At 57.5% G+C, this 24,350-nt stretch carries 28 protein-coding genes; 12 read left to right on the plus strand and 16 right to left on the minus strand.

Annotated elements, in window-relative coordinates; genetic code table 11:
* Nucleotides 1–155: 155 nt before the first annotated feature.
* Nucleotides 156–1,220 carry a nitronate monooxygenase family protein gene (locus tag FQ187_RS13100; protein ID WP_149629815.1) on the minus strand — a complete coding sequence of 355 codons (1,065 nt, stop codon included), beginning with the start codon at nt 1,218–1,220 and terminating at the stop codon, nt 156–158.
* Nucleotides 1,221–1,409: 189 nt separating this feature from the next.
* On the opposite strand from FQ187_RS13100, the gene FQ187_RS13105 reads away from it, so the two are divergent.
* Both FQ187_RS13105 and FQ187_RS13110 read left to right on the plus strand, forming a co-directional pair.
* Entirely contained in the window at nt 1,410–2,393 is a 984-nt protein-coding gene (locus FQ187_RS13105; RefSeq protein WP_149629816.1) for an MDR family oxidoreductase, read from the plus strand.
* Nucleotides 2,394–2,445: 52 nt separating this feature from the next.
* Nucleotides 2,446–2,934, plus strand: a complete 489-nt coding sequence (locus tag FQ187_RS13110; protein ID WP_149629817.1) for a GyrI-like domain-containing protein — start codon at nt 2,446–2,448, stop codon at nt 2,932–2,934.
* On the opposite strand, the gene ada is transcribed toward FQ187_RS13110, so the two are convergent.
* The 6 genes from ada to FQ187_RS13135 all read right to left on the minus strand — a co-directional run bounded on the left by ada (nt 2,898) and on the right by FQ187_RS13135 (nt 6,572).
* Nucleotides 2,898–3,971, minus strand: a complete 1,074-nt coding sequence (gene ada / locus FQ187_RS13115; protein WP_149629853.1) for a bifunctional DNA-binding transcriptional regulator/O6-methylguanine-DNA methyltransferase Ada — start codon at nt 3,969–3,971, stop codon at nt 2,898–2,900. The two genes, FQ187_RS13110 and ada, sit on opposite strands and share 37 nt — an antisense overlap.
* 88 nt (nt 3,972–4,059) lie before the next feature.
* On the minus strand, nt 4,060–4,740 hold the full coding sequence (gene alkB, locus FQ187_RS13120; RefSeq protein ID WP_149629854.1) for a DNA oxidative demethylase AlkB: 681 nt from the start codon (nt 4,738–4,740) through the stop codon (nt 4,060–4,062).
* The gene (locus tag FQ187_RS13125) at nt 4,730–5,434 is read right to left on the minus strand and encodes a 2OG-Fe(II) oxygenase (RefSeq protein ID WP_149629818.1); all 705 of its coding nucleotides are present in this window, start codon (nt 5,432–5,434) and stop codon (nt 4,730–4,732) included. Before FQ187_RS13125 ends, alkB begins: the two co-directional genes overlap by 11 nt.
* Nucleotides 5,431–5,937 (minus strand): methylated-DNA--[protein]-cysteine S-methyltransferase, encoded by a 507-nt coding sequence (locus FQ187_RS13130; RefSeq protein WP_149629819.1) that lies wholly within the window; start codon nt 5,935–5,937, stop codon nt 5,431–5,433. The genes FQ187_RS13125 and FQ187_RS13130 overlap by 4 nt, the downstream gene beginning before the upstream one ends.
* A 126-nt stretch (nt 5,938–6,063) precedes the next feature.
* The gene (locus FQ187_RS29965; protein WP_156363902.1) at nt 6,064–6,240 is read right to left on the minus strand and encodes a hypothetical protein; all 177 of its coding nucleotides are present in this window, start codon (nt 6,238–6,240) and stop codon (nt 6,064–6,066) included.
* A gap of 29 nt (nt 6,241–6,269) precedes the next feature.
* Complete coding sequence (locus FQ187_RS13135; protein WP_024164534.1) at nt 6,270–6,572, minus strand: DUF1883 domain-containing protein; 303 nt, start codon at nt 6,570–6,572, stop codon at nt 6,270–6,272.
* A 212-nt stretch (nt 6,573–6,784) separates the two neighbouring features.
* On the opposite strand from FQ187_RS13135, the gene FQ187_RS13140 reads away from it, so the two are divergent.
* Both FQ187_RS13140 and FQ187_RS13145 read left to right on the plus strand, forming a co-directional pair.
* On the plus strand, nt 6,785–7,141 hold the full coding sequence (locus FQ187_RS13140) for a hypothetical protein (protein WP_149629820.1): 357 nt from the start codon (nt 6,785–6,787) through the stop codon (nt 7,139–7,141).
* A 72-nt stretch (nt 7,142–7,213) separates the two neighbouring features.
* The gene (locus FQ187_RS13145; RefSeq protein ID WP_123364930.1) at nt 7,214–7,444 is read left to right on the plus strand and encodes a hypothetical protein; all 231 of its coding nucleotides are present in this window, start codon (nt 7,214–7,216) and stop codon (nt 7,442–7,444) included.
* Nucleotides 7,445–7,455: 11 nt separating this feature from the next.
* On the opposite strand, the gene FQ187_RS13150 is transcribed toward FQ187_RS13145, so the two are convergent.
* Together FQ187_RS13150 and FQ187_RS13155 are read right to left on the minus strand one after the other, a co-directional pair.
* Nucleotides 7,456–7,737 carry a hypothetical protein gene (locus tag FQ187_RS13150; RefSeq protein ID WP_056740098.1) on the minus strand — a complete coding sequence of 94 codons (282 nt, stop codon included), beginning with the start codon at nt 7,735–7,737 and terminating at the stop codon, nt 7,456–7,458.
* Nucleotides 7,738–7,876: 139 nt separating this feature from the next.
* Complete coding sequence (locus FQ187_RS13155) at nt 7,877–8,065, minus strand: hypothetical protein (protein ID WP_129444520.1); 189 nt, start codon at nt 8,063–8,065, stop codon at nt 7,877–7,879.
* Between the two features lie 266 nt (nt 8,066–8,331).
* Here FQ187_RS13155 and galU point away from each other — a divergent pair, with 266 nt between their 5' ends.
* Together galU and gorA are read left to right on the plus strand one after the other, a co-directional pair.
* Nucleotides 8,332–9,171: a UTP--glucose-1-phosphate uridylyltransferase GalU gene (gene galU, locus FQ187_RS13160; RefSeq protein WP_129444518.1), complete on the plus strand. Its 840-nt coding sequence runs from the start codon at nt 8,332–8,334 to the stop codon at nt 9,169–9,171.
* Between the two features lie 133 nt (nt 9,172–9,304).
* Nucleotides 9,305–10,663, plus strand: coding sequence for a glutathione-disulfide reductase (gene gorA, locus FQ187_RS13165; RefSeq protein ID WP_149629821.1), 1,359 nt, complete (start codon nt 9,305–9,307; stop codon nt 10,661–10,663).
* Here the strand turns inward: gorA and FQ187_RS13170 are convergent.
* A complete protein-coding gene (locus tag FQ187_RS13170; RefSeq protein WP_149629822.1) occupies nt 10,660–11,679 on the minus strand; it encodes a DNA-binding protein in 1,020 nt (339 codons plus the stop codon). The genes gorA and FQ187_RS13170 overlap by 4 nt on opposite strands.
* 178 nt (nt 11,680–11,857) lie before the next feature.
* On the opposite strand from FQ187_RS13170, the gene FQ187_RS13175 reads away from it, so the two are divergent.
* The 3 genes from FQ187_RS13175 (at nt 11,858) to ahpF (ending at nt 15,207) form a co-directional block, all read left to right on the plus strand.
* Nucleotides 11,858–12,802, plus strand: a complete 945-nt coding sequence (locus FQ187_RS13175) for a site-specific integrase (RefSeq protein ID WP_134420136.1) — start codon at nt 11,858–11,860, stop codon at nt 12,800–12,802.
* Between the two features lie 144 nt (nt 12,803–12,946).
* Nucleotides 12,947–13,510 carry an alkyl hydroperoxide reductase subunit C gene (ahpC, locus tag FQ187_RS13180; protein ID WP_046047429.1) on the plus strand — a complete coding sequence of 188 codons (564 nt, stop codon included), beginning with the start codon at nt 12,947–12,949 and terminating at the stop codon, nt 13,508–13,510.
* Nucleotides 13,511–13,644: 134 nt separating this feature from the next.
* Nucleotides 13,645–15,207, plus strand: a complete 1,563-nt coding sequence (gene ahpF, locus FQ187_RS13185; RefSeq protein ID WP_149629823.1) for an alkyl hydroperoxide reductase subunit F — start codon at nt 13,645–13,647, stop codon at nt 15,205–15,207.
* Between the two features lie 178 nt (nt 15,208–15,385).
* Here the strand turns inward: ahpF and gloA are convergent, their stop codons facing one another.
* Nucleotides 15,386–15,907: a lactoylglutathione lyase gene (gloA, locus tag FQ187_RS13190; RefSeq protein ID WP_149629824.1), complete on the minus strand. Its 522-nt coding sequence runs from the start codon at nt 15,905–15,907 to the stop codon at nt 15,386–15,388.
* 145 nt (nt 15,908–16,052) lie between these two features.
* Between gloA and FQ187_RS13195 the strand changes: the two genes are divergently transcribed.
* Complete coding sequence (locus tag FQ187_RS13195; RefSeq protein ID WP_149629825.1) at nt 16,053–16,577, plus strand: DUF4946 domain-containing protein; 525 nt, start codon at nt 16,053–16,055, stop codon at nt 16,575–16,577.
* Nucleotides 16,578–16,748: 171 nt separating this feature from the next.
* Here FQ187_RS13195 and FQ187_RS13200 read toward each other — a convergent pair whose 3' ends face one another.
* The 3 genes from FQ187_RS13200 to FQ187_RS13210 all read right to left on the minus strand — a co-directional run bounded on the left by FQ187_RS13200 (nt 16,749) and on the right by FQ187_RS13210 (nt 19,867).
* Nucleotides 16,749–17,114: a histone-like nucleoid-structuring protein, MvaT/MvaU family gene (locus FQ187_RS13200; RefSeq protein ID WP_149629826.1), complete on the minus strand. Its 366-nt coding sequence runs from the start codon at nt 17,112–17,114 to the stop codon at nt 16,749–16,751.
* Nucleotides 17,115–17,346: 232 nt separating this feature from the next.
* On the minus strand, nt 17,347–18,882 hold the full coding sequence (locus FQ187_RS13205; protein WP_149629827.1) for a cyclic diguanylate phosphodiesterase: 1,536 nt from the start codon (nt 18,880–18,882) through the stop codon (nt 17,347–17,349).
* Between the two features lie 112 nt (nt 18,883–18,994).
* A complete protein-coding gene (locus tag FQ187_RS13210) occupies nt 18,995–19,867 on the minus strand; it encodes a LysR family transcriptional regulator (RefSeq protein WP_149629828.1) in 873 nt (290 codons plus the stop codon).
* A gap of 79 nt (nt 19,868–19,946) precedes the next feature.
* Between FQ187_RS13210 and FQ187_RS13215 the strand changes: the two genes are divergently transcribed.
* Together FQ187_RS13215 and hppD are read left to right on the plus strand one after the other, a co-directional pair.
* The gene (locus FQ187_RS13215; RefSeq protein ID WP_149629829.1) at nt 19,947–20,891 is read left to right on the plus strand and encodes a DMT family transporter; all 945 of its coding nucleotides are present in this window, start codon (nt 19,947–19,949) and stop codon (nt 20,889–20,891) included.
* A gap of 252 nt (nt 20,892–21,143) precedes the next feature.
* Nucleotides 21,144–22,220, plus strand: coding sequence for a 4-hydroxyphenylpyruvate dioxygenase (gene hppD, locus FQ187_RS13220; RefSeq protein WP_008155142.1), 1,077 nt, complete (start codon nt 21,144–21,146; stop codon nt 22,218–22,220).
* A gap of 64 nt (nt 22,221–22,284) precedes the next feature.
* Here the strand turns inward: hppD and rarD are convergent, their stop codons facing one another.
* The gene (gene rarD, locus FQ187_RS13225) at nt 22,285–23,172 is read right to left on the minus strand and encodes an EamA family transporter RarD (RefSeq protein WP_149629830.1); all 888 of its coding nucleotides are present in this window, start codon (nt 23,170–23,172) and stop codon (nt 22,285–22,287) included.
* Nucleotides 23,173–23,324: 152 nt separating this feature from the next.
* On the minus strand, nt 23,325–24,332 hold the full coding sequence (locus tag FQ187_RS13230; RefSeq protein WP_149629831.1) for an aldo/keto reductase: 1,008 nt from the start codon (nt 24,330–24,332) through the stop codon (nt 23,325–23,327).
* Nucleotides 24,333–24,350 lie beyond the last annotated feature (18 nt).

Raw genomic sequence — 24,350 nt, forward strand, 5'->3', positions numbered from 1 at the left:
ATAACGGCTCCGTGGTAGGCAAGTGCGGCGAGGGGTTAAAACGCTATATAGCGGAATATATAGCGAATTACCTACAAACGGAACGTGTTGGATGCACGTTGTTGAGACCACGCATGAACCTGTAGCAGCCTTCGGCAGCTGCTACGGGGCCGTGTTTAGTGACGAAGCAATTTCGCCAGCCCCTCTTCAGCCAGGCGCCGGGTCAGTTCAGCCGTGGTCATTTCAACGCCCAGCGTGAATGCTTGCCCCGCCCAGAGATTGCTGAAATCTGCTTCTCCCTTGGCCCGCAATGGCATCAGCGCTCCACCTGCCAGCGGGAAGGCCGGTGCTTTGGCGCTCATGGGCCCGAGTTCGCGCATCACCCTATTGAGAATTCCACGCGCCGGGCGTCCGGTGAAAATGTTAGTGACGGCTGTCTCACTTTCCTTGGCGGTGCGTAACGCCATGTGATGAGACGCGCTGACCTTGGCCTCTGGCGTGAACAAGTACGCCGTGCCCACTTGCACCGCTGAAGCCCCCAACAGGAAAGCCGCCGCGACGCCTCGTGCATCGGCAATCCCGCCGGCAGCAATCACCGGCACTTTCACCGCATCGACGATCTGGGGCACCAGCGCAAAGATCCCCACTTGGCTGCTCAGATCATCACTGAGAAACATGCCCCGATGGCCACCGGCTTCATAGCCCATGGCAATGATTGCGTCACAACCGTGCTGCTCGAGCCAGATGGCCTCTTCGACCGTGGTGGCCGAGGAGAGCACTTTCGCTCCAGTGGCTTTCACGCGGTCCAGCAGGGACTTTTCCGGCAGGCCGAAGTGAAAACTCACGACTTCGGGGCGAAACTCTTCGACCACTTCGCAGGCCGCGCTATCGAACGGCGCTCGATTGGACACCGGCGTCGGCGCGTCGAAGTCCACGCCAAGTTCCCGGTAGTAGGGCTCCAGCAGATTCTTCCAGTCTCGAGCGCGTTGCTCATCGGCGGCGGGTGGCTGATGGCAGAAGTAGTTGACGTTGATCGGACGTTGAGTGCGTTGACGAATCGTTTTCAGCTCCTCGCGCAACTGATCGATACTCAACATGGCGGCGGGCATGGAGCCCAGGCCGCCGGCGTTGCAGGCTGCGATAACCATGGCCGAACCGGTCGCACCGGCCATGGGCGCCTGGATGATCGGCAGCTCAATGCCGAGCAGATCAAGAATGCGGGTGTCTGGCCATTTGCTCATTTGAAGGGTTCTCCGACGTCATAACAGGGCAGGGACGGTAGGACCGTTTTTGTATCAGCAATGACTGACATAAGGCCAGTCGAGTTTTCAGTTCGTGTGCCACTTTTGGCTTAAAGTCGAGTACGGTGAAATGTTGCTATGTGTTATTTCAATTGCACCACAACTGAGTGATTCCAATAGGAGACAGCGATGTTTCAAGGAATTTTGATCGACAAAGACGACAGCGGTTACCGGGCCACACTGCAAGAGATCAATGACGATCAACTGCCCGAAGGCGATGTGACAGTGCGTGTTGCGTACAGCACGCTGAACTTCAAGGATGGCCTGGCGATCACCGGCAGCAGCCCGGTGGTGCGAAAATTCCCGATGGTGCCGGGCATCGATCTGGCAGGTACTGTCGAAGTCAGTGGGCATCCGGACTACAAGGTCGGTGATCTAGTCGTACTCAATGGCTGGGGTGTTGGCGAAGGACATTGGGGCGGACTGGCGCAGAAGGCTCGCTTGAATGGCGACTGGCTGATTCCGCTTCCTAAGGAGTTCACCGCGGCGCAAGCGATGGCCATCGGCACGGCGGGTTACACGGCGATGCTGAGCATCCTGGCGCTGGAACATAATGGCGTGACGCCCGAGCAGGGAGACGTGTTGGTCACCGGCGCCAATGGCGGTGTAGGCAGTTTCGCCATCGCACTGCTGAGCAAGCTCGGCTATCGGGTGGTCGCGTCTACCGGCCGCACCTCCGAGCACGATTACCTCAAGCAATTAGGCGCCAGCGAAATCATCGACCGCGCCACGCTGTCCGAACCGGGCAAACCCTTGGCCAAGGAGCGTTGGGCGGCGGTCATCGACTCGGTCGGCAGCCACACATTGGCCAACGCCTGTGCCAGCACCAAGGCCGACGGCACTGTCGCCGCGTGTGGCCTGGCGCAAGGCATGGACTTCCCGGCTTCAGTCGCCCCGTTCATTTTGCGCGGCGTGACCCTGGCCGGGATCAACAGCGTGACTCAGCCCAAAGCCAGGCGGATACTGGCCTGGAATCGTCTGGCCAAGGATCTCGACTTCACCTTGTTGCCGCTGATCAGCCACGAAATCGGCTTGAGCGAAGTGATCGAGGCTGCACCGCGATTACTCGCCGGCCAATTGCGTGGTCGGGTGGTGGTCGACGTCAATCGTTGACTGTCTCACCGCCAATCAAACAGACAAACGACAGAGACAAGGACTATCGACCATGGATGTAAAACAGCGTGAAGTGCGGACCTTTAGCGTCTCGGGCCTGCAAGTGCGCACCTGCAATGCCGCAGAGCAGAAACCAGACACGGCGCGCATCGGCCCGATGTGGGAACAATTTTTCGTTGAGGGAATCTTCGACAAGATCGCCCACAAGCAGCCGGATTCCTTTGTGTACGGCGTCTATTCCAACTACGAGTCCGACGCTTCGGGCCACTTCGATGTGACCGCGGGGGTGGCGGTCACCGCGCCCTCCGAGGACTTTCCGCAGATTCAGGTGGAGGGAGGCGATTACCTGGTGTTCAGCGCCAAAGGGGCGATGCCGGACAGCGTCATTCAGGCCTGGGGCCTGATCTGGGCCTACTTTAAGGACAACCCGCAGGTTTGCCGCACGTTCGCCACAGACTTCGAGGTCTATACCAGCCCGGATTCAGTGTCGGTCTATATCGGCATTCAGGACTCAGACGGGTTTTCGCGTTCAAGCAACTGACGCTTGCGCTCCACACCCCAGCGATAGCCCGACAGGTTGCCGTCGCTGCGCACCACGCGGTGGCACGGAATCGCCACCGCCAGATTGTTCGCGCCGCAGGCTTGAGCCACGGCGCGCATCGCTTTTGGCGCGCCGATTCGCTGAGCGATATCGGCGTAGCTGGCGGTGCGGCCGACGGGAATTTCCCGCAGGGCTTGCCAGACCCGTTCTTGAAAAGCGGTGCCGCGAACATCCAGCGGCAAGTCCAGGCCCAAGGCCGGCGCTTCGATAAAACCAACAACCTTGGCGATCAGTTGCTCGAACGTGTGATCGGCGCCAATCAAATTCGCACGTCGAAACTTGTCCTGCAGATCGCAGACCAGTTGGTGCGGGTCATCGCCCAGCAGGATCGCGCAAACACCACGCTCACTCTGCGCCACCAGAATCGCTCCCAGGGAACACTGGCCGACGGCAAAACGAATGTCGTTGTTCTGACCGGCGGCGCGGTAATCACCTGGTTTCATGCCCAATAGTTGATCGGCGGATTCATAGAAACGGCTGTTGGAGTTGAAGCCGGCGTCATACAGCGCGTCGGTCACCGAGTCTCCGTCCGCGAGACGCTCACGGACCCTGCGTGAACGATGGGCCGCGGCGTAACCCTTGGGTGTCAGACCGGTAACCGCTTTGAACACACGATGGAAGTGGAAGCTACTGAGGCCCGCAGCAACAGCCAGTTCGCTCAGGACAGGCAGATTCTCCGCGGTTTCGATCTGGCGGCAAGCGGCCGCCACGGTCGCAGCATGTTGCGCCGCGATGTCGCTTTGATCCTTCGCGGCTCGTTTGCTGGGGCGATAACCCGCCGCCTGGGCCTGCTCGGCCGTGTCGAAGAACTCGACGTTCTGCGGTTTCGGCAATCGCGCCAGGCTGCTGGGGCGGCAGTAAATGCCGGTGGTTTTCACCGCATACACAAACTGTCCGTCCGCCCGGGGATCACGCGCGACGACGGCGGCCCATCGAGGGTCGTTTTCGGTGGCTATCTTTGTCGAATGGCTTGTCATGGCTTCATGTCCGTTGATCCGTTTCATGCAGATTAACCAGCCGACGGAGGTCGCTGCACCCCGGGTCTTGCGGTCGAATTCGAAGGCTTCATCCTGCGGTACGAAAGGTGAAGTTGATCCGTTGTTCGCCCAGTCGCGGGTGTTGGCCGTCCTTGATCGGCAAGACCCCGTGATAACGCAAACGATCCACGCCACCCCAGACCACGATGTCGCCATGGAACAGCGGCACTCGTTGGCTTTTATCGCTGCGTTCGAAGCCGCCGAACAGGAACATCGCCGGTAATCCCAGGGACACTGAAACAATGGGCGCGGCGTAGGAAACTTCATCTTTGTCCTGGTGCAACGACATCTTGGCTCCGGGAGCATAGCGGTTGATCAGGCAGGAATCAGGCATGAAGTCCGCAAACCCCGCTTCCCGCGCCGCCGCTTGTGCCAACTCGAAAAACACCTCGGGCATTTTCGGCCAGGGTTTTCCGGTCAGCGGATCATGGCGGGTATAACGATAACCACTGCGGTCGGTGGTCCAGCCCAGCGCGCCGCAACTGCTCAAGGCGACCGACATGGTAAAGCCCCCGGGCGTGATCATCTGCCGAAACGGTGCCGCCGCCAGAACTGCGTCCAGTGCGGGCAGCAACTGATCCAGCCAGGGCAGGGCAAAACCTCTGAGGACGCAGGACTGTTCGCCGATACGATCGAGCCTGGGTTGCTGCTCGGGTTCCGCGTCGGCAAACAAGTCGAAGGTGATCGGGTTCATGGGGTCATAACGCATCGTGAAAGATGATTCCAAGGGTATTCCGTTTTCCGCTGTGCAGGCGACTCACGCCGTGTCGCAGGGTGACTCGGTAATAGCCGCGAACGCCTTTGACCGGTCGTTGGTTGACGGCAAAGATCAGTGCGTCACCTTTCTTCAGGCCAATGACCTGAGGGCGCGATTGCATTCGTGGGCGCTGTTCAGTCAGCACGAACTCGCCGCCGGTGAAGTCGTCGTCCGGCTCTGACAGCAGAATCGCCACTTGCAGCGGGAAGACGTGTTCGCCGTACAGGTCTTGATGCAAGCAGTTGTAGTCCTGCGGTCCATATTGCAGCAACAACGGCGTCGGGCGTTTCTGACCGGCGGCATGGCAGCGTTCGAGGAACGCTTCATGCGCTTCAGGGAAACGGGTCGGCAGGTCCATGTGCTCGTACCAGCGATTGGCTATCGGCACCAGCCTGGGGTAAAGCGTACTGCGCAAACGGGCGACGATATCCGGCAGCGGGTACCTGAAGTATTTGTACTCGCCACGGCCAAAGCCGTGACGAGCCATGATCACTTGCGAGCGAAACGGTTCGGGGCGGGCATACAAAGCGCTGATTTGATCGCATGTCTCGTGGCTTAAAAGCGACTTGATGATCGCGCAGCCATCCTGGTCGAGTTGCTGTGCCAGCGCTTCCCAGTCCAGTCCACCGAGAGAACGCTCGCTCATTGCTGCGCCTCACGATCCAGCAGTTGCCGTTTGCGCTTCAGCCCCCAGCGGTAGCCGCCAAGGCTGCCATCCTGACGCAGCACTCGATGGCATGGCACGATAACCGCCAGCGGGTTCGCTCCGCAGGCATTGGCCACCGCCCGAAAAGCCGTGGGTTGACCCAGTTGTCGCGCGATATCCAGATAGCAGGCGGTTTCACCCACCGGTATTTGCCGCAGGGCATCCCAGACTCGCCGCTGAAAAACGCTGCCTGCCAGATCCAGCGGCAAATCCAGGGTGGTATGCGGGTCTTCAAGGTGGCGCAGGGTTTGCTTCAGCGCAGGCATCAAACCTTCATCGCGCTGCGGTGCTTGTTGGCCGGGAAAGCGTTGCGAAAGATCGCGTTCCAGCATTGCCAGATCATCACCGATCAGCAGCGCACACAAACCCTCGGCGCTGAACGCGAGCAGCAAGACGCCAAGGCTGGAAGTGCCGCTGATGAAGCGAATCGAGGAAGTAGACATGTTCTGACTCCTGAACCAAAGGTTGAGGTGGCCAGTCTAGGGAGCGAGGTTGGAGTGAGCACTCCGGCGCTTGCGGTTGAATTCCAGAGGCGGGAGCAGACGTCCATGTTGTCGCTCCGGATCCCGTTACAGCGCTTTGCTGACGCTTATTTCGCTGATGACGTCTTCGCTTGAACCATGAAGAGCGTCCAGCGCGGCCTTTGCTTCTTCTTCGGTGCCGTTTTCAAGCTGGGCAAATTCGAAGCGACGTTCACCATTGAGTTTGTATTTGATGACGTACTTGGTCGTTTGGGCCACGGTCATACCTGCTTGTCTTCGTGTTTGGGTGTCACTCAGCTCAGTTTCGTGCTGGAGCGGCGGATGATCTTGATGGTGTGAGTCAGGGTCGGTTTGCGAGTTACGCTGATCGGCCGGCGGTTGACCGTGTCGATAGTGATGTTCCAGAAACCAGTGCTCGGTGCAGTAATCCGGGCAGGGAAAGTGTCGAATGCTCCACCATGGTAAGTGTGGCGGCCGCCATTCTTGAAGCTGCGGAAATTGGCGTCGTTCATCAAGCGGATGTTGCATGTTTGGGAGCATTGAATGACGACGATGTCGTCTTCGTTGAGGTGCTCGCGCTGGTGGATAAATTTCATGAGGCGCCTCCAGAAGGGCTTTTTCTACAAAATCAAAACGATAGCATGGGCGATTGGCGCAGTTTATCAGCCCGAACGGGTTATTATCCGGTCGTCGGGGTCCGCTTTGACAATTAAAAACGGTTATACGGAATTCTATGAGCGATAAACGCAGTAAGCCTCGGAGAAAAACAGCATTTGTACTGTCGGAGTGTCTTTATCGGAGGTGTTGTATGAAGTGGGGTGTGCTGGTCCTGCCTATGGCGATAGCGATGAGTGGCTGTGCGAGTGTCTCGGAGATCAATGAGACGCTGCCCACCATGAATGTGATTTCTGGCAAGAAGCCTCATGAGTACGCGCAATGCCTGACCGAGAAACTGGCCAGCAGCCGGGGAGCCCTGCAAGTCGAGCCGCATAAGGACGGTATGCGAGTCATCGTACCGCAGAAGTTCTCCTCGGGCCCGGCCGCCGTATTTGATATCGAAGACCGCTCCGGCGGCAGCAGCATCAAGTTGCATGAGCGCATCTCCAATGTGCCGTTGCGCCCCAAGGATGTACGCAATGCCGCTACTGCGTGCATTTCCGGCTGATAGAATGCCGCCCGTCAGCACCGATGCCGCCAAAGCAGCGCTTTGGCGGCATTGTCATTTCTGGAGTCGAGCATGAAGCGAGAGCAGGTACGGGAGCGCCATGCAGAGGGTCACATCTCTGCCACCCACGTGATTCAGAATCCGGCGAATCCGGGAGAATGGATCGTGTTTTTCAAGAAAAGCGCCGGGCGCAGTTATTTTCTGGTGGATGAAAACGATGAAGTCGAATCCTTCAGTAGCCTCGATGATTTGATCGAGACGGTGCGCGGCCTCGGGATCAAGTTCGCCGAAATTCACATGTAGGGCAGGACGCCTTACTTGCAGACCACCACGACGCTGCGGTTCTTGTAGTTGCCGACGTCGACGCCCAGCGTCTTGTCGCTTTCCTTGGTCGAAGGTGTTCCGTCGGTACCGACGATCCGATAGCCGGTGCCGGCGCATGAGGCATCGGCTTTTTCGTAGCAGGTCGCCCAGGAATTGGCTTCCCCGGAGCAGTCGATGGCCAGGCCTTGCTCGCCGTTGTTCAGGTAGGTCGTTTCGGAAGTGGCGCAGCCGCTCAGGGCCAGTGCCGCGATCAGTGGCAAAAATTTATTCATGTCGTTGTCGTCGTCAGGATGAAGGGGCTGAGCCTGTGACAGCGCTGGCATCAAAAGGTTATAGCGAATGGCCACTTGGTTGCAGACAATCACAAAAAAGCCCTGCGCGAGGCAGGGCTTGGGTCGAGTCCGGCGCTTCTCAGGACTTGTCCTTGCCGCGACGCTTCGGGGCTGGGTGTTCGAGTTCCAATACGGATGCCACTTCAATCGCCAACGCCTCGGTCGGGAAAGGTCCGGCAATATTCTCGCCGCTGGCACTGTCTACCCACCACTGGCCGTCTTTCGCCTGATTGATCAGGAACCCGTTGACACTTTTTGCTTCCGACATCTATCTGCCTCGTTGGCTGGTTCAATCGCGCAATGATAGCGCCAAATGCTCTCAGCGGGTGCTGATGGTGTAGGGTGATGCCATTCGCGGCCGTGCAGATCTGATGGTCTGTGCTATCTATAAAGGCTGCGGAGCTATCTCGGGAACTATCCGCGAGAATATTTCTCTATGATGGCATCGGTTAGCCAGTGCGGGGCATTGTAAGGTGCGCGCCGCCTGATTAGACTGCGCCGAAACTCGTACACACAGCCCTATCAAGGACTTTTATGATCAAGAAATGCTTGTTCCCAGCAGCCGGATACGGTACTCGCTTCCTGCCAGCGACTAAAGCCATGCCCAAAGAAATGCTGCCGGTGGTAAACAAGCCACTGATCCAGTACGGCGTCGAAGAAGCACTGGACGCTGGGTTGACCGAAATTTCCATCGTTACCGGTCGCGGCAAACGCGCTCTGGAAGACCACTTCGACATCAGCTACGAGCTGGAAAACCAGATCAAGGGCACCGACAAGGAAAAATACCTGGTCGGCATCCGTAAACTGTTGGACGAGTGCTCGTTCTCCTACACCCGTCAGACCGAAATGAAAGGCTTGGGCCACGCCATTCTGACTGGCCGCCCGCTGATCGGCGACGAACCGTTCGCGGTAGTGCTGGCGGACGACTTGTGCGTCAACCTCGAAGGCGACGGCGTCCTGACCCAGATGGTCAAGCTGTACGAGCAGTATCGCTGCACCATCGTTGCGATCCAGGAAGTGGATCCGCAGGAAACCAACAAGTACGGCGTGATCTCCGGCGAGCTGATCGCTGATGATTTGTACCGCGTTCGTAACATGGTCGAAAAACCAGCCCCGGAAGACGCACCGTCGAACCTGGCGATCATCGGTCGTTACATCCTGACACCGGACATTTTCGAGCTGATCAAACAAACCGAGCCAGGCAAAGGCGGCGAAATTCAAATCACCGACGCCCTGATGAAGCAGGCGAAAAACGGTTGCGTGATTGCCTACAAGTTCAAGGGCAAGCGTTTTGACTGCGGTGGCGCTGAAGGCTACATCGAGGCCACCAACTTCTGCTTCGAGAACTTCTACAAGACTGGCAAGGCCTATTAATAGCCTCTGACCCAGTTGTTTCTTAAAAGCCACCTCTTCAGGTGGCTTTTTCATTTTCCGTCCCCATATCGATTGCAGCGCTTGCCCAGCGGACGTCTGCGGGTATGCTTGTGGACTGCCGAGGAGATTGAAAATGGCCTACGATTTTGACCTTTATGTGATTGGCGCCGGTTCCGGTGGTGTGCGGGCTGCGCGTTTTGCTGCCGGTTTTGGCGCGAAAGTGGCAGTGGCCGAGAGCCGCTACCTGGGTGGCACTTGTGTGAACGTCGGCTGTGTGCCGAAGAAGCTGCTGGTCTACGGCGCACACTTCGCCGAAGACTTCGAGCAGTCTTCGGGTTTTGGCTGGACGCCAGGTGAAGCGAAATTCGATTGGGCGACGCTGATCGCCAACAAGGATCGCGAGATCAATCGCCTGAACGGTATCTATCGCAACCTGCTGGTTAATAGTGGCGTGACCTTGCATGAAGGCCACGCCAAAATCGTTGATCCGCACCAGGTCGAGATCAATGGCGAGCGTTACACCGCCAAAAACATCCTGATTGCTACCGGTGGATGGCCAAAGATTCCGGAAATTCCGGGGCATGAGCATGCAATCAGTTCCAACCAGGCGTTCTTCCTCAAAGAGCTGCCCAAGCGCGTTCTGGTGGTAGGCGGTGGTTACATCGCCGTCGAATTCGCCGGGATCTTCCACGGTCTGGGCGCCGAGACCACGTTGCTGTATCGCGGTGAACTGTTCCTGCGAGGCTTCGACGGTGCAGTGCGCAAACACCTGCAGGAAGAGCTGACGAAACGCGGCATGGACCTGCAATTCAACGCCGACATCGAGCGTATCGACAAGCAGTCCGATGGCAGCCTGAAGGTGACCCTCAAGGACGGCCGTGAGCTGGAAGCGGATTGTGTGTTCTACGCCACCGGTCGACGTCCGATGCTCGACAATCTTGGGCTGGAAAACACCGGGGTCAAACTCGACAAGAAAGGTTTCGTCGAGGTCGACGAGCAGTATCAGACTGCTGAGCCGTCGATCCTGGCGCTTGGCGATGTGATCGGTCGGGTTCAGCTGACGCCGGTGGCGTTGGCGGAAGGCATGGCCGTGGCGCGACGTTTGTTCAAGCCTGAGCAGTATCGCCCGGTCGATTACAAGATGATCCCGACCGCGGTATTCAGCTTGCCGAACATCGGCACGGTCGGTTTCACCGAGGAAGAGGCCCGGGAGGCCGGTCACGATGTGGTGATCTTCGAAAGCCGCTTCCGCCCAATGAAGCTGACCCTGACCGAATGCCAGGAGCGCACCCTGATGAAACTGGTGGTGGACGCCAAGACCGACAAGGTTCTGGGCTGTCACATGGTCGGTCCGGAGGCTGGGGAAATTGTGCAGGGCTTGGCGATCGCCCTGAAAGCGGGTGCCACCAAGCGCGATTTCGATGAAACCATTGGCGTGCACCCAACTGCCGCCGAAGAGTTCGTCACTATGCGCACGCCGGTCGCGGGTTAATCGTCCTTTTGGGGCTCTGATGCGTCTGGCGCTGTCGCAATGACTGCCGCCAGGCGCACGCTCTCATCGAGGCTCGCCTGAGTCTTGAGCAACTCAATTTCCAATGCTTTGTTTATCTGCGATTGCTCGTCGACGTTCTGTTTCAGCGACTGACTTTCCAGCAAGGCAGCGCGCAAGCGTTCCTGGAGGAGGGTGCGTTCGCTGTCGATACGGCTCACCTGTTCCAGCAGCTGATCCTGTCGAGCGTTGGTTTGTTTGAAATGATCCTGCAGCAGGCTCAACTCTCTCAGGGTGCCACGGTTCTCCGTCAACAAACGCTCATTGTCGCGGTGCAGTTGCGTGATCTCATCCTGGCGCACCAATGCGCTCTGCTGGGTCTGGCGCAACTCCATCTGAATCTGCTGTACCTGGCTTTCGTGGCGACGTTGCTCCTGCTCGCGCTGTTCTTTGACGGCGTTGCGATAATGTTCCAGGGCATCGCGAGCGTGCAGGTGCTTTTCTTCCAATGAGCGGATCTGCTCATCCTTGTCTTGCAAGCGTAATTCGAAATCGGCCAGCGCCTGATTCAGTCCGGCGTTGCGGGTTTGTTCGGTCTGCAGCATGGCGCGGGTTTCTTGCAGGGCCTCGGACTCTTGAGTCAGTGCCAGGCTTTGAATCTCGTACTGCTGCTGCAATTGCGTGTTGGTTTGTTGGGCTTCATGCAACTGCGTATCCAGCTGTTTTTTTTGCTGATCGAACAGCTCGCGGGCATGATCGATGGGCTCCTGAGCCTGCTCCTTGAGTCTTTGTGCCAGCCGCGAGACCAGTCCCGCCAGCTCGTCATCAATGGGTTCCGGCGGCACTTCGGCGCGCTCGGCGCCGTCATCCAGCTCTTTCAAATAGCGATGAATCGTGGTTTTCGAGCCCGTGTTGCCCATTTCGATCCGTACCGCATCAATGCTTGGGTTTTCGCCGCGAGCCAAAATTGCCAAGCGTGCTGCCTGGACCACTGCTTTATTTACACCGCCACGAGCCATGAGTTCTCCTACGATTTCGTACTGTGGTACATGCCACGTAAGTACACAATGTACCACGCAAACGAGAAACTTAAAATACGATAGGTATTCATGCGGGATATACTGGTATTACCCCGTGTGATAAGTCCTGTGGCGTGTTTTCACCCGCCAAACCGGTACGTTTTAGAGAGTTGAGCCGATGACTGAGCTGGATCGTTACCTGCAAGCCGCCACCCGCGACAACACCCGTCGCAGTTACCGGGCAGCTATCGAGCATTTCGAAGTCAGTTGGGGCGGCTTCCTGCCGGCGACCAGCGACAGCGTCGCGCGTTACTTGGTCGCTCACGCGGGAGTGCTGTCGATCAATACCTTGAAATTGCGTTTGTCAGCACTGGCGCAATGGCACAACAGTCAGGGTTTTCCTGACCCCACCAAGGCGCCGGTGGTGCGCAAGGTCTTCAAGGGCATTCGCGCGCTACACCCGGCTCAAGAAAAACAGGCCGAGCCGTTACAGCTTCAACATCTGGAGCAAGTGGTTGCCTGGTTGGAGCAAGAAGCGCAAACCGCAAAATCTGAACACGATCAACCGGCTCTGTTGCGGGCCAGACGCGACAGGGCGCTGATCCTGCTGGGCTTCTGGCGCGGTTTTCGTAGCGATGAGTTGTGCCGGTTACAGATCGAGCACGTGCAAGCGGCCGCTGGCTCAGGCATCACGCTCTATTTGCCGCGAACCAAGAGTGACCGCGAAAACCTTGGCAAGACTTACCAGACGCCAGCGTTGCAGCGCCTGTGCCCGGTGCAGGCGTACATCGACTGGATCACCGAAGCCGCGCTGGTTCGCGGACCGGTATTCCGGGGCATCGACCGTTGGGGCCATCTGAGCGAGGAGGGGCTGCACGCCAACAGCGTGATCCCGTTACTACGCCAGGCGCTGGAGCGCGCGGGCATCCCGGCCGAGCACTACACCAGTCACTCCTTAAGGCGCGGCTTTGCCACCTGGGCTCATCAGAGCGGGTGGGACTTGAAATCGTTGATGAGTTACGTGGGCTGGAAGGATATGAAGTCCGCCATGCGCTATGTTGAAGCCAGCCCGTTTCTCGGGATGACACCGCTCGCGGAAAAAACCATTGGTGCTGCTAAGTAAGTTTTCTTCTATTAATACGTTCGGCTAATAGCGAAAAACAATGAGCAGCATGAGCTTTGCCAATGAGCCATCCGGCAATCGCGTCGGTAGGATCCACTCCATCAACTTCTCAACAAACTTTTCAACCCTGACGGAGAGTCATCGATGCCTATCATCAACAGCCAAGTTAAACCGTTCAAAGCTACCGCCTACAAAAATGGCGACTTCGTACAAGTGTCGGACGCTGACCTGAAAGGCAAGTGGTCTGTCGTGTTCTTCTACCCAGCCGACTTCACCTTCGTTTGCCCGACCGAACTGGAAGACCTGGCTGACAACTACGACGCGTTCCAGAAGCTGGGCGTCGAGATCTACAGCGTTTCCACCGATACCCACTTTGCCCACGCTGCCTGGCACAACACTTCGCCAGCCATCGGCAAAATCCAGTACACCATGATCGGCGACCCGACTCACGCCATCTCCCGCAACTTCGACGTGCTGATCGAAGACGCCGGTCTGGCTGACCGTGGCACCTTCGTAATCAACCCTGAAGGCCAGATCAAAATCGTTGAACTGAACGATGGCGGCGTTGGTCGTGACGCTTCCGAGCTGCTGCGCAAAATCAAGGCTGCTCAGTACGTCGCTGCTCACCCAGGCCAGGTTTGCCCAGCCAAGTGGAAAGAAGGCGAGGCCACTCTGGCTCCGTCCCTGGACCTGGTCGGCAAGATCTAAGTCTGTGGATCGCATCATTTGGGCGGGTTTCCGCACCTAAGTAACCTGCAACCGCCCTCAAAAACGCCCGGGCGAGATTCGCTCGGGCGTTTTTTTTGAATTCACTCCCTATTAAAAGCATGGAAATCGCCCGTATGTTGGACGCCAATCTTAAAGCCCAGTTGAAGTCATACCTGGAACGGGTCACCCAGCCGATCGAGATCATTGCATCCCTCGACGACGGTGCGAAATCCCAGGAAATGCTCGCTCTTCTGAAAGACGTTGCCAGTCTTTCTACCCAAATTACGTTGCTCGACAACGGTGACGATGCGCGTAAACCATCGTTCTCGATCAACCGCCCGGGTGCCGATATCAGCCTGCGTTTCGCCGGCATCCCGATGGGCCATGAATTCACATCCCTAGTGCTGGCCTTGCTGCAAGTCGGCGGTCACCCTTCGAAAGCCAGCGTTGATGTGATTGAGCAGATCCGCTCGCTCAAAGGCGAGTTCAGCTTTGAGACTTACTTCTCGCTGTCCTGCCAGAACTGCCCGGACGTGGTCCAGGCGTTGAACCTTATGGCCGTGCTTAACCCGAACATCCGCCACGTCGCCATCGATGGCGCGCTGTTCCAGGCCGAAGTCGATGACCGTCAGATCATGGCCGTGCCGAGCATTTACCTGAACGGCGTGAACTTCGGCCAGGGTCGTATGGGCCTTGAAGAAATCCTCGCCAAGATCGACACCAGCGGTATCGAGCGTCAGGCCGAGAAGATCAGCGCCAAAGAAGCTTTTGACATACTGGTCGTTGGCGGTGGCCCGGCCGGTGCTTCGGCCGCGATCTACGCCGCCCGTAAAGGCATTCGCACCGGTGTGGCCGCTGAACGTTTTGGTGGGCAGGTGCTCGACACCATGGCCATCGAGAACTTCATCTCCGTGCAGGAAACCGAAGGGCCGAAACTGGCCGTGGCGCTGGAAGAACACGTCAAGCAATACGACGTCGACATCATGAACCTGCAACGCGCCGACAGGTTGGTGCCAGGCAAGAGCGGCGAGTTGCACGAAGTCCACTTCGCCAGCGGCGCGACCCTGAAAGCCAAGACCGTGATCCTGGCGACCGGTGCGCGGTGGCGTGAAATGAACGTCCCGGGTGAGCAGCAATACCGCAACAAAGGCGTGGCGTACTGCCCGCACTGCGATGGTCCCCTGTTCAAAGGCAAGCGTGTGGCGGTGATTGGCGGCGGTAACTCCGGCGTCGAAGCGGCCATCGACCTGGCGGGCATCGTGTCCCACGTAACACTGCTGGAGTTCGACGTGCAGCTGCGCGCCGATGCGGTCTTGCAGCGCAAGTTGCACAGCCTGCCGAACGTCACCGTGATTACCAGTGCGCAAACCACTGAAGTGTTGGGCGACGGTCAGAAGGTTAACGGCCTGCGTTACAAGGATCGTCAGTCGGACGAGTTGCGTAGCGTCGAGCTGGAAGGGATCTTCGTGCAGATCGGTTTGCTGCCCAACACCGACTGGCTCAAAGGCACCATCGAGTTGTCGCCTCGCGGTGAGATCATCGTCGATGCCCGCGGTGAAACGTCGATGCCGGGTGTGTTCGCTGCCGGTGACGTGACCACCGTGCCGTATAAGCAGATCGTGATTGCGGTGGGCGAGGGCGCCAAGGCTTCCTTGAGCGCATTCGATCACTTGATCCGGACCTCGGCCCCGGCATAAAACCCGACGCTGAAAACACAAAAAACCCATGAGTGATCATGGGTTTTTTTGTGTCGTGCACATTCCAAATGTGGAAGCGGGCTTGCTCGCGAATGCGGACCATCAGCCGATATCGCTGCTGAATGACACACCGCATTCGCGAGCAAGCCCGCTCCCACAGGGGGATCTGCAGCGGGGCTTAAAGTGGGGCAGGTTGGATGATCTCAACCCAGTACGCATCCGGGTCTTTGATAAAGGCCAGGCTTTTCATACGGCCGTCATTCAGGCGTTTCTGGAAGTCGCAGCCCAGCGCTTCGAAGCGCTCGCACGCAGCGACGATATCCGGCACCGAGATGCAGATGTGACCAAAGCCACGCGGGTCGGTGTTGCCGTTGTGGTAAGCGAAATCCGCGTCGTTCTCGGTGCCGTGGTTGTGGGTCAATTCGAGAATGCCGGGGATCGACTTCATCCATTCAGTGCGGGCAGCAGCGTCGGCCGGGATCTGGTTTTTATCGACCAGCGCCAGGAAGTACAGGCTGAACTCGGCTTCCGGGAAGTCACGTTTTTCCACCAGCGAGAAACCCAAAATGCGCGTGTAGAAATCCAGGGACTTGGTGATGTCCTTGACCCGCAGCATGATGTGGTTGAAGACGAACTTCTGGGTGGCGGTGTCAGGTTGGGCAGTCACGCCTGGTAAGGTGTTCAATTCGTGCAGGCTCATGGGCCCTCCGGAAAATAAGTGGGGCTAACGAATGGCGACAATGATACGCAAGGGCTCGAACATCACCAAACCCAAAGCGTCGGCTATTGCCTGACAGACGGGCGAAGCTCAGACTTTACGGTTCAATCCGTGAGTGTTCATTGCAATGATTCGTTTCTGTAAATCGATGTTCGTCCTGATCTGCGTGCTTTCAGGTGTTAATAGCGCTCACGCAGACGAGCCAATCATGACCTGGCCCAACGGCTGGGAGGTCGAAACTGTCCCGCAAGATGAGGCCAACGCCCAGGTGTCCCGCCAGCGTGCGGTGAAAAACGATCAGGGTGGCACGCCGGTGATGGTGATGGAGTTGACCATGACTCAGGTGGAAAGCGGTCATCAGGTGAATCTGCAAGGCGTGTTGCTGGAGATGCGCAAGTCGGTGCAGAAGGACTTCTTTCAGGGCGGTTATCAAAGTGTCTGCAACAAGATTCACCCGACGACGTTGAGCCGCTTATCAGCGCTGGAAACTACCTGCACGATCACGCAGAACGGAAGGCATGTGCTCTCTCAAACATTGGTTGCCGCCGTGGATGGCGATAAGGCCTATGTTCTTTCCTACGCGGGGCAGGCAGAGGTTTATAAGGCAAGTCAGGATGAAATAGAGGCAGCCCGTAACAGCTTGAAACTTTAGTTAAAGATTTCAATGGCTGCCGGTTTCAGCGCGTTCGGAAGTTTTTAGATACCAAAGGGTTAAGCACAAAGTTATTCAACAAGTAGCGAGTTGATCGACGCCAATCGTTGCATTTAGAAGGCGTCCATGAAAAAGCCCTGCATTGGCAGGGCTTTTTTTCACCGCGAGTGCTTAGCCACGCAGCCAGGAATCAACGGTAGCTGCACCGTATTGTTCCTTCCAGGCTTTCAGGCCGCGGTGGTTGCCACCCTTGGTTTCAATCAGTTCACCGGTGTGCGGATTCTGATAAACCTTGACCACGCGAGCGCGGCGGGTTTTAGGCGCTGTTGCCTGTTGCAGACCGGATTTTGCCGGGTTCGGATCGAGAATGGCGACGATGTCGCGCAGGCTCTTGCCGTAGGTTTTCATCAGCCCCTGGAGCTTTTCTTCGAATTCGATTTCTTTCTTGAGCCCGGCATCATTCTTCAGGGTTTCCAGCTGCTTGAGCTGCTCCTGAAGGGCCTTTTCAGCTGCGCGAAATTCAGCGAGTCTGGACAATATCTTTACTCCAATAGTGTGTTTGGCTGATACCAACCGCAAACAAAGCTATAAGCCAAGAGCCTTGAAGCGACTCGGTGATAATGGCTCACCTGCCAATCTAGCGCAGGCATGAAAAATTGTAGTAGTTAATTGGCCAAGAGTAAATCCTGTCTTTTTCTTCATGTAACAACAGTAGTCTTTTGATTCAAATTGGTGCGCGATCTCCTGTCTCGTCGCTTAGTGTCGCTAGTTAATGGTGACTTAATGCGTTAATGAAGTCCGCGCCGGGCATCGGCCGGCCGAACAGATAACCTTGCAAGAAGTTCACGCCGTGGGCGGTCAGATAATCACTTTGCTCCACGGTTTCCACGCCTTCGGCGACGATACCCAGATCGAGCTTGGCCGAGAGTTCGATGATGGTGTCCAGAATATGCCGTGAGAGGGCGTCAACGCCGATCATGGCGACAAAACTCTGGTCGATTTTCAGAAAGTCCACATTGAACTGACGCAGGTAACCCAGGCTTGAGTGACCGGTGCCGAAGTCATCGATCGCGATCATCACGCCCAGCGCGTGAAGCTGTTCGAACAGTTGGTGGGTGATGGCCGTGGGTTCGATGAGTTCGCGCTCGGTGAGTTCCAGCACCAGGCTGACGGCACCCGGTTTGAAGGCCGCGAGGAATTGACGGCAATCCTCGACCAGTTTCAAGTCCTTGCAGTGGCTGGCGGTGATGTTGATGCCAATATGAAAAGCGCCCTCGAATGAGGATGAAACAGGCGCCAACCATTCGGCGGTCTGCTGCATCAATGAGCGGGTCATCGGCACGATCAGCCCGGTGTGTTCGGCAAGCGGAATGAACAGCTCCGGGCGCACCAGACCTTCCTTTGGATGATTCCAGCGCATCAGCACCTCGGCGCCGGACCACTTCTTGTTGTCGCCATGCACCACAGGCTGAAAGTACGGAATGAACTCCGTAGCTTCCAGGGCGCGCCGCATTTCATTGCTCGGTGATGACGAGCGTTTTTGTACAACGTGCCCGATCAAGCCGGACATCACACCGAAGAAGACCAGCAAGCTGAACAGCGGCGGATACTCACTGCTCATGAAGCGCCAGGTTTCGCCTTCAGGAAATCCGGCCGTCACCGAAAAGGCGTAACGCGAGGACGCCAATTGGGTTTTCGCCACCGCAAAGGCAGGCAGGGCACCTTCATGGAATTTGCCATCGGCGGACAGCCAATGGGGGCCGACTTGCAATAGCAGCAATGTCTTGCGGCCGATCAGCCGCAGTACGTTGCTCAGGTGATACCCGTCCAGGGTGCTCATCGCGCCGTGTTTTTCTTTGCTGAGCCGATACACAAGCAATGCGGTATCCGGCGTGACCGGGTTGCCTTTCATCAGCAATAACGCGCCTTTGCTGTAGTCGCCGGAAACGATCTTTTCCTGAACGTCACCGAACAAAGAACTGCAATAAATGGTGTTGTCCCACACCAGATTGGTCGAGCGCACGAACGGACGGCGGGTGACCTGTTCGCGCAAGGCCAGTTTGACGTCGTTGCAGTTTTGGCCGGCCAGCGGCAGAAGCTCCCGAGCGGCCTGGGCGGTGTTGTCGAGCATCAATTCGAATTGGCGAATGGCTTCTTCGGCCGTCTGTTCAGTGCTTTGCTTGAGCGCACGCTCAGCTTGCATATAAAGAATGGCAAATCCCAACAGCACCGGGAGTAATCCGCTCAGTAGCGTCACAGCCATCCTGATACCGCGTTTGCGGCGGGTTTTGACGTTCAGTGGCATTTGCGAAACCTGTAACGATGAAGTAGGGCTCTCAAATGCTAGCAGGACGGGACGCCTTCCAAAAAGAGTTCAGGTAGAGGCCATGATAGTTGGCCCTCGGTGTGTGTGCCGCTCAACGGTAATTCAGGCGTTCGGCCAGTTTGATAAAAGCCAGCGCCGCAGGGGATGACTGGCGCTGGTCGAGTACCGCCAGACCAACCTGACGGATGACCGGTGGCGATAGCGGTTTTTTCACGTAGCGACTGTCGCGGTCGTCGGGTAATGAGCTTTCGGCGACAACCGTCAGCGCGTCGCCTCGGCCAACGGTGTCCAGCGTGCTCAGTAGTTGCGAGCAGCGATAACGGATGTTCGGAGTCAGCCGCGCGGCACTGAACAGTCGCGACACCAGTTCCGAAGAGCCGGCCTCGGTCAATACAAAGGGGTCGTTACATAAATCGCTCAAGCTCAGGCTGTCGCGACGAGCCAGCGGATGATCGACGGGCAGCAGCGCGACCATTTGGTCCTCGACCAGCGCAAAAGTGTCGAACCGCTCCTCGGGCAACACCACGAAGCAGATGTCGATTCTCCGCTCCTCCAGCCACTGGATCACCTGCCGGTCCGGGCCTTCGTCAATGTGGACCTCGATGCCCGGGTGAGCCGCGCGGTAGTGCCGCAGGATCAGCGGCAGCAGTTTGATCGATGAGGTGGGGCCAAACGAGCCGATGCGCAACGTGCCGCGTTTCATTCCGCGCGCATCGGCCGCTTCCTGGCGCAAGGTGTTCGCCAGGCCCAGCATCGCCCGGGCGCGCAGCAAAAGCTGTTGGCCGATGTCGCTGAGTTCGACCCGGGACTGATGCCGGCGCAGCAACTCGACGCCCAATTCCTGTTCCAGCGACTTGAGGGCGTGAGAGACCGCGGATTGGGAAATCCCCAAGCGATTGGCTGCCGCCGTAAAGCCTTGAAGCTCGGCGACCAGAGAAAATATCTCCAGTTGGGTAAGGGTCATGAGTGTTTACTCATTTTACGATGAGAAGGTATTAATCAGATGATACGTCATCTCTCCCGATTTCTCGTTCTGGAAACCTATGACGACCTATGAGCAAAGTCTGTCCAACCCTTCGGATGTCCCGGTTTATCTGAAACTGGCTGCCGTCACCATGATCTGGGGCGGCACCTTTGTCGCCGGGCGGTTTCTGGCCGACAGCCTAAGTCCCTTGTTTGCCGCCAGCCTGCGATTCTTGCTGGCCAGCGTGGCGTTGTTGGTGTTTCTGCTACTGGCCCGCGTGCCTTTTGCAAGGCCCAGCCCCCGGCAATGGCTGCAATTGGCGCTGCTGGGTTTTTTCGGGATCTTTTTCTACAACCTGTGCTTCTTCTATGGGCTGCACTACATCAATGCCTCACGGGCGTCATTGATCGTGGCGTTGAACCCAGCCGTGATCGGGCTGGCGTCATGGCTGCTATTTAAGGAGCGCTTGAGCCGAGTGAAAGTCATCGGAATCGCGATCTGCATTACCGGGGCGAGCCTGGTGATCGTCAGTCGTAATCCACAACTATTGGCCAGCAATCCCGATGCCTGGATCGGCGATCTGTTGATCTTCGGCTGCGTGCTTGGCTGGGGCGTTTATTCGCTGTTCTCCAAAGATCTGAATCAAACCCTGGGCCCGGTGCAAACGGTGACGTACTCGATTCTGTTGGGCACGCTGATGCTGTGGGTGACCAGTGCTGTTAGTGGTGAATTGAGTGTTGCTGCACTCGCCAGCCTCGGACCCAAGCAATGGATGAGCCTGATGTACCTGGGCGTATTGGGTTCGGCGCTGGCCTATATCGGCTATTACGACGGCATTCGTAAAATCGGCGCGACGCGTTCAGGCGTGTTCATCGCTCTGAATCCGCTGACTGCGGTGATCCTCGGTGCGCTGTTGTTGGGCGAACAGTTGACCCTGGCGATGTGCCTGGGAGGAGGGCTGATCCTCGCTGGGATTTTCCTGTGCAACAAACCCCTTGCGCGAGCAGGGAAAAAGGGGATTTGATACAGAAGGCGGACAAACCGATTTACGCTGTGTAGAATCGGGTTACGCATATAAGAATAATCGTCTTCTGGCAGCAGAAGCCTCGCCCGCAAGAGCCTTGGGTCGACAATGAAGAGTTTTGGGTTTCAATTGATCTACGGTGACTTCCTCGCCCGCAGCGTGCGGGGCATCTCCTGCGCGCCACCCGCCGGTCTCAGCATTGCTAGCAACTAACGATCCGTTAATTGACAAGAAAATGATGAGGCGCCAACCATGGCAGATTTATACGAAAACCCAATGGGCCTGATGGGCTTTGAATTCATCGAATTCGCATCGCCGACCCCGAACACCCTGGAGCCGATCTTCGAGATCATGGGCTTCACCAAGGTCGCGACCCACCGCTCCAAAGACGTGCACCTGTATCGTCAGGGCCAGATCAACCTGATCCTCAACAACGAACCCCACAGCGTCGCTTCGTACTTCGCGGCCGAGCACGGTCCGTCGGTGTGCGGCATGGCGTTCCGCGTCAAGAATGCCCAGCAGGCGTTTGCCCGGGCCCAGGAACTGGGCGCCCAGCCGATTCACATCGAAACCGGCCCGATGGAACTGAACCTGCCGGCGATCAAAGGCATCGGTGGTGCGCCGCTGTACCTGATCGACCGTTTCGGCGAAGGCAGCTCGATCTACGACATCGACTTCGTGTTCATCGAAGGCGTTGACCGCAACCCGGTCGGGGCTGGCCTGAAGATCATCGACCACCTGACCCACAACGTGTACCGCGGTCGTATGGCCTACTGGGCCAACTTCTACGAGAAGCTGTTCAACTTCCGCGAGATCCGTTACTTCGACATCAAGGGCGAATACACCGGTCTGACCTCCAAGGCCATGACCGCGCCGGACGGCATGATCCGCATCCCGCTGAACGAAGAATCGTCCAAGGGCGCCGGGCAGATCGAAGAGTTCCTGATGCAGTTCAACGGCGAGGGCATCCAGCACGTTGCCTTCCTGTCCGATGACCTGATCAAGACTTGGGATCACCTGAAAAGCATCGGCATGCGCTTCATGACCGCGCCGCCGGAAACCTACTACGAAATGCTCGAAGGCCGTTTACCGAACCACGGTGAGCCGGTTGATCAACTGCAATCGCGCGGCATTCTGCTGGATGGTTCGTCCGAGTCGGGCGACAAGCGTCTGCTGCTGCAGATCTTCTCGGAAACCCTGATGGGCCCGGTGTTCTTCGAATTCATCCAGCGTAAAGGCGACGATGGTTTCGGCGAAGGCAACTTCAAGGCGCTGTTCGAATCCATTGAGCGCGACCAGGTTCGTCGTGGTGTGCTCTCCACCGACTAAGCCGTTTCAGATGTAAAAAAAGCCCGGTCAGCAGCAATGCTGGCCGGGCTTTTTCGTGCCGGTCCTACATCGATTTTCGTCGATGCCGGACCAGATGTTTGAACCCTTCGAACACCAGAACCACCACCGCCAACCAAATCGGGATGTAAGTCAGCCACTCACCGGGCTTGATGCTTTCCCCCAGCAGCAACGCGACGCCGAGCAACAGCACCGGCTCGACGTAACTCAACAACCCGAACAGGCTGAACGGCAACAACCGGCTGGCGATGATGTAAACCACCAGCGCCGAAGCGCTGATGACGCCGAGCAACGGGATCAGCAGCGACAGCCACGGGTGTTGATCGAACACGGCGAAACCCTGTTCACCGCCCTGAACGAACCAGAACGCCACGGGTAACATCAAGGCCATGTCCATCCACAAGCCGCCGAGGTTGTCGGTCGCCAGTCGTTTGCGCAGGATGAAGTAGAGCGGATAACCGATGACGACCAGTAAGGTCGCCCAGGAAAATCCGCCGACCTGATACAGCTCGTTGAGCACGCCGAGGGACGCAAAAAACACGGCAACCTTTTGCAGGTAAGACAGTCGCTCGCCATAGGCGAACCGCCCGGTCAGCACCATGGACAGCGGCAACAGGAAGTAGCCCAGGGACACGTCGAGGCTAAAGCCGTTGAGCGGAGCCCACATGAATAGCCAGAGTTGCAGGCCAAGCAGCATCGCGGAAAGGATCAGGCCAGCGAGCAATTTTGGTTGGCCAGTTAGCCGCCGAAAAAGGGCGACCACGCGTTTCCATTCGCCGGAGACCACCATGAACACGGTCATGCATGGCAGGGTCAGCAGCATGCGCCAGCCGAAGATTTCTACGCCGCTCAAAGGCGTGAGCAGCGAGGTGTAGTAATACATGACGGCAAACAGCACCGAGGCTGAAACCGATAGAGCGATACCTTTAGACAAACTGTCCTCGCGAAGTTGAACGTGAAAAGGGCGCAGAGGATACGTGGTTCGGCCGGTGAATGTGTCGCCAGATAAAAGATCGCAGCTTTCGGCAGCTCCTACTGGGTACACCGATCCAGGTAGGAGCTGGCGAAGCCTGCGATCTTTTGCTGTTAGCGCGGTTTGCGTCCCGACACAAAGTGGCTCACATCATTAAACCCCGGCGTCGATGCATGCCCAGGTACAACCAGCGAATCAATAAACGCCTCATCCTCCGCCGTAATCTTCACCGCCTGCGCCTTAGTGTAGGCATCCCATTGTTCTTCAGTGCGCGGTCCAACGATGGCCGAGGTGACGGCGCTGTTGTTCAGCACCCAGGCGATGGCGAATTCCACGATGCCCACGCCGCGACTCTGGGTGTATTGCTGGATCTGCTGAGCAATGCGCAGAGACTCGACGCGCCATTCGGTTTCCAGAATGCGTTTATCTGCGCGGCCGGCGCGGCTGTTGGCGTCCGGCTTCACGTCCGGCGCGTATTTACCGCTGAGCACACCACGAGCCAGCGGACTGTAAGGCACCACGCCCAGGCCATAGTTTTGCGCGGCAGTGATCTGCTCGGTTTCCACCTGACGGTTGACGATGTTGTACAGCGGCTGACTGATCACCGGCCGGTCGATGCCCAGTTGATCGGCCACACGAATCACCTCGGCGATGCGCCAGCCACGGTAGTTCGACAAACCCCAATAGCGAATCTTGCCCTGACGAATCAGATCGCCAATCGCCGACACCGTGACCTCCAGCGGCGTGTTGTGGTCTTCGCGGTGCAGGTAATAGATGTCGAGATAGTCAGTGCCCAGGCGCGTCAGGCTGGCGTCGAGGCCATTGAAAATGTGCTTGCGGCTCAAACCGCTGCGGTTCGGCACGCCGTCCACCGGGCCAAAACCGACCTTGGTTGCCAGCACCCATTCGTGGCGGTTACCGGCAATCGCTTCGCCGACGATCTCTTCGGAGCGGCCGTTGGTGTAGACGTCTGCGGTGTCGATGAAATTGATGCCCTGGTCCCAGGCCTTGTCGATGATCCGCAGGGAATCTTCGGTGCTGGTCTGTTCGCCGAACATCATGGTGCCCAGGGTCAGGGTGGAAACCTGTAAACCCGAATGACCCAGTGTGCGGTAGCTCATGCCGAAATCCTTTTGCCG

The organism is Pseudomonas sp. ANT_J28 (assembly GCF_008370005.1).
GTDB lineage: Bacteria > Pseudomonadota > Gammaproteobacteria > Pseudomonadales > Pseudomonadaceae > Aquipseudomonas > Aquipseudomonas frigoris.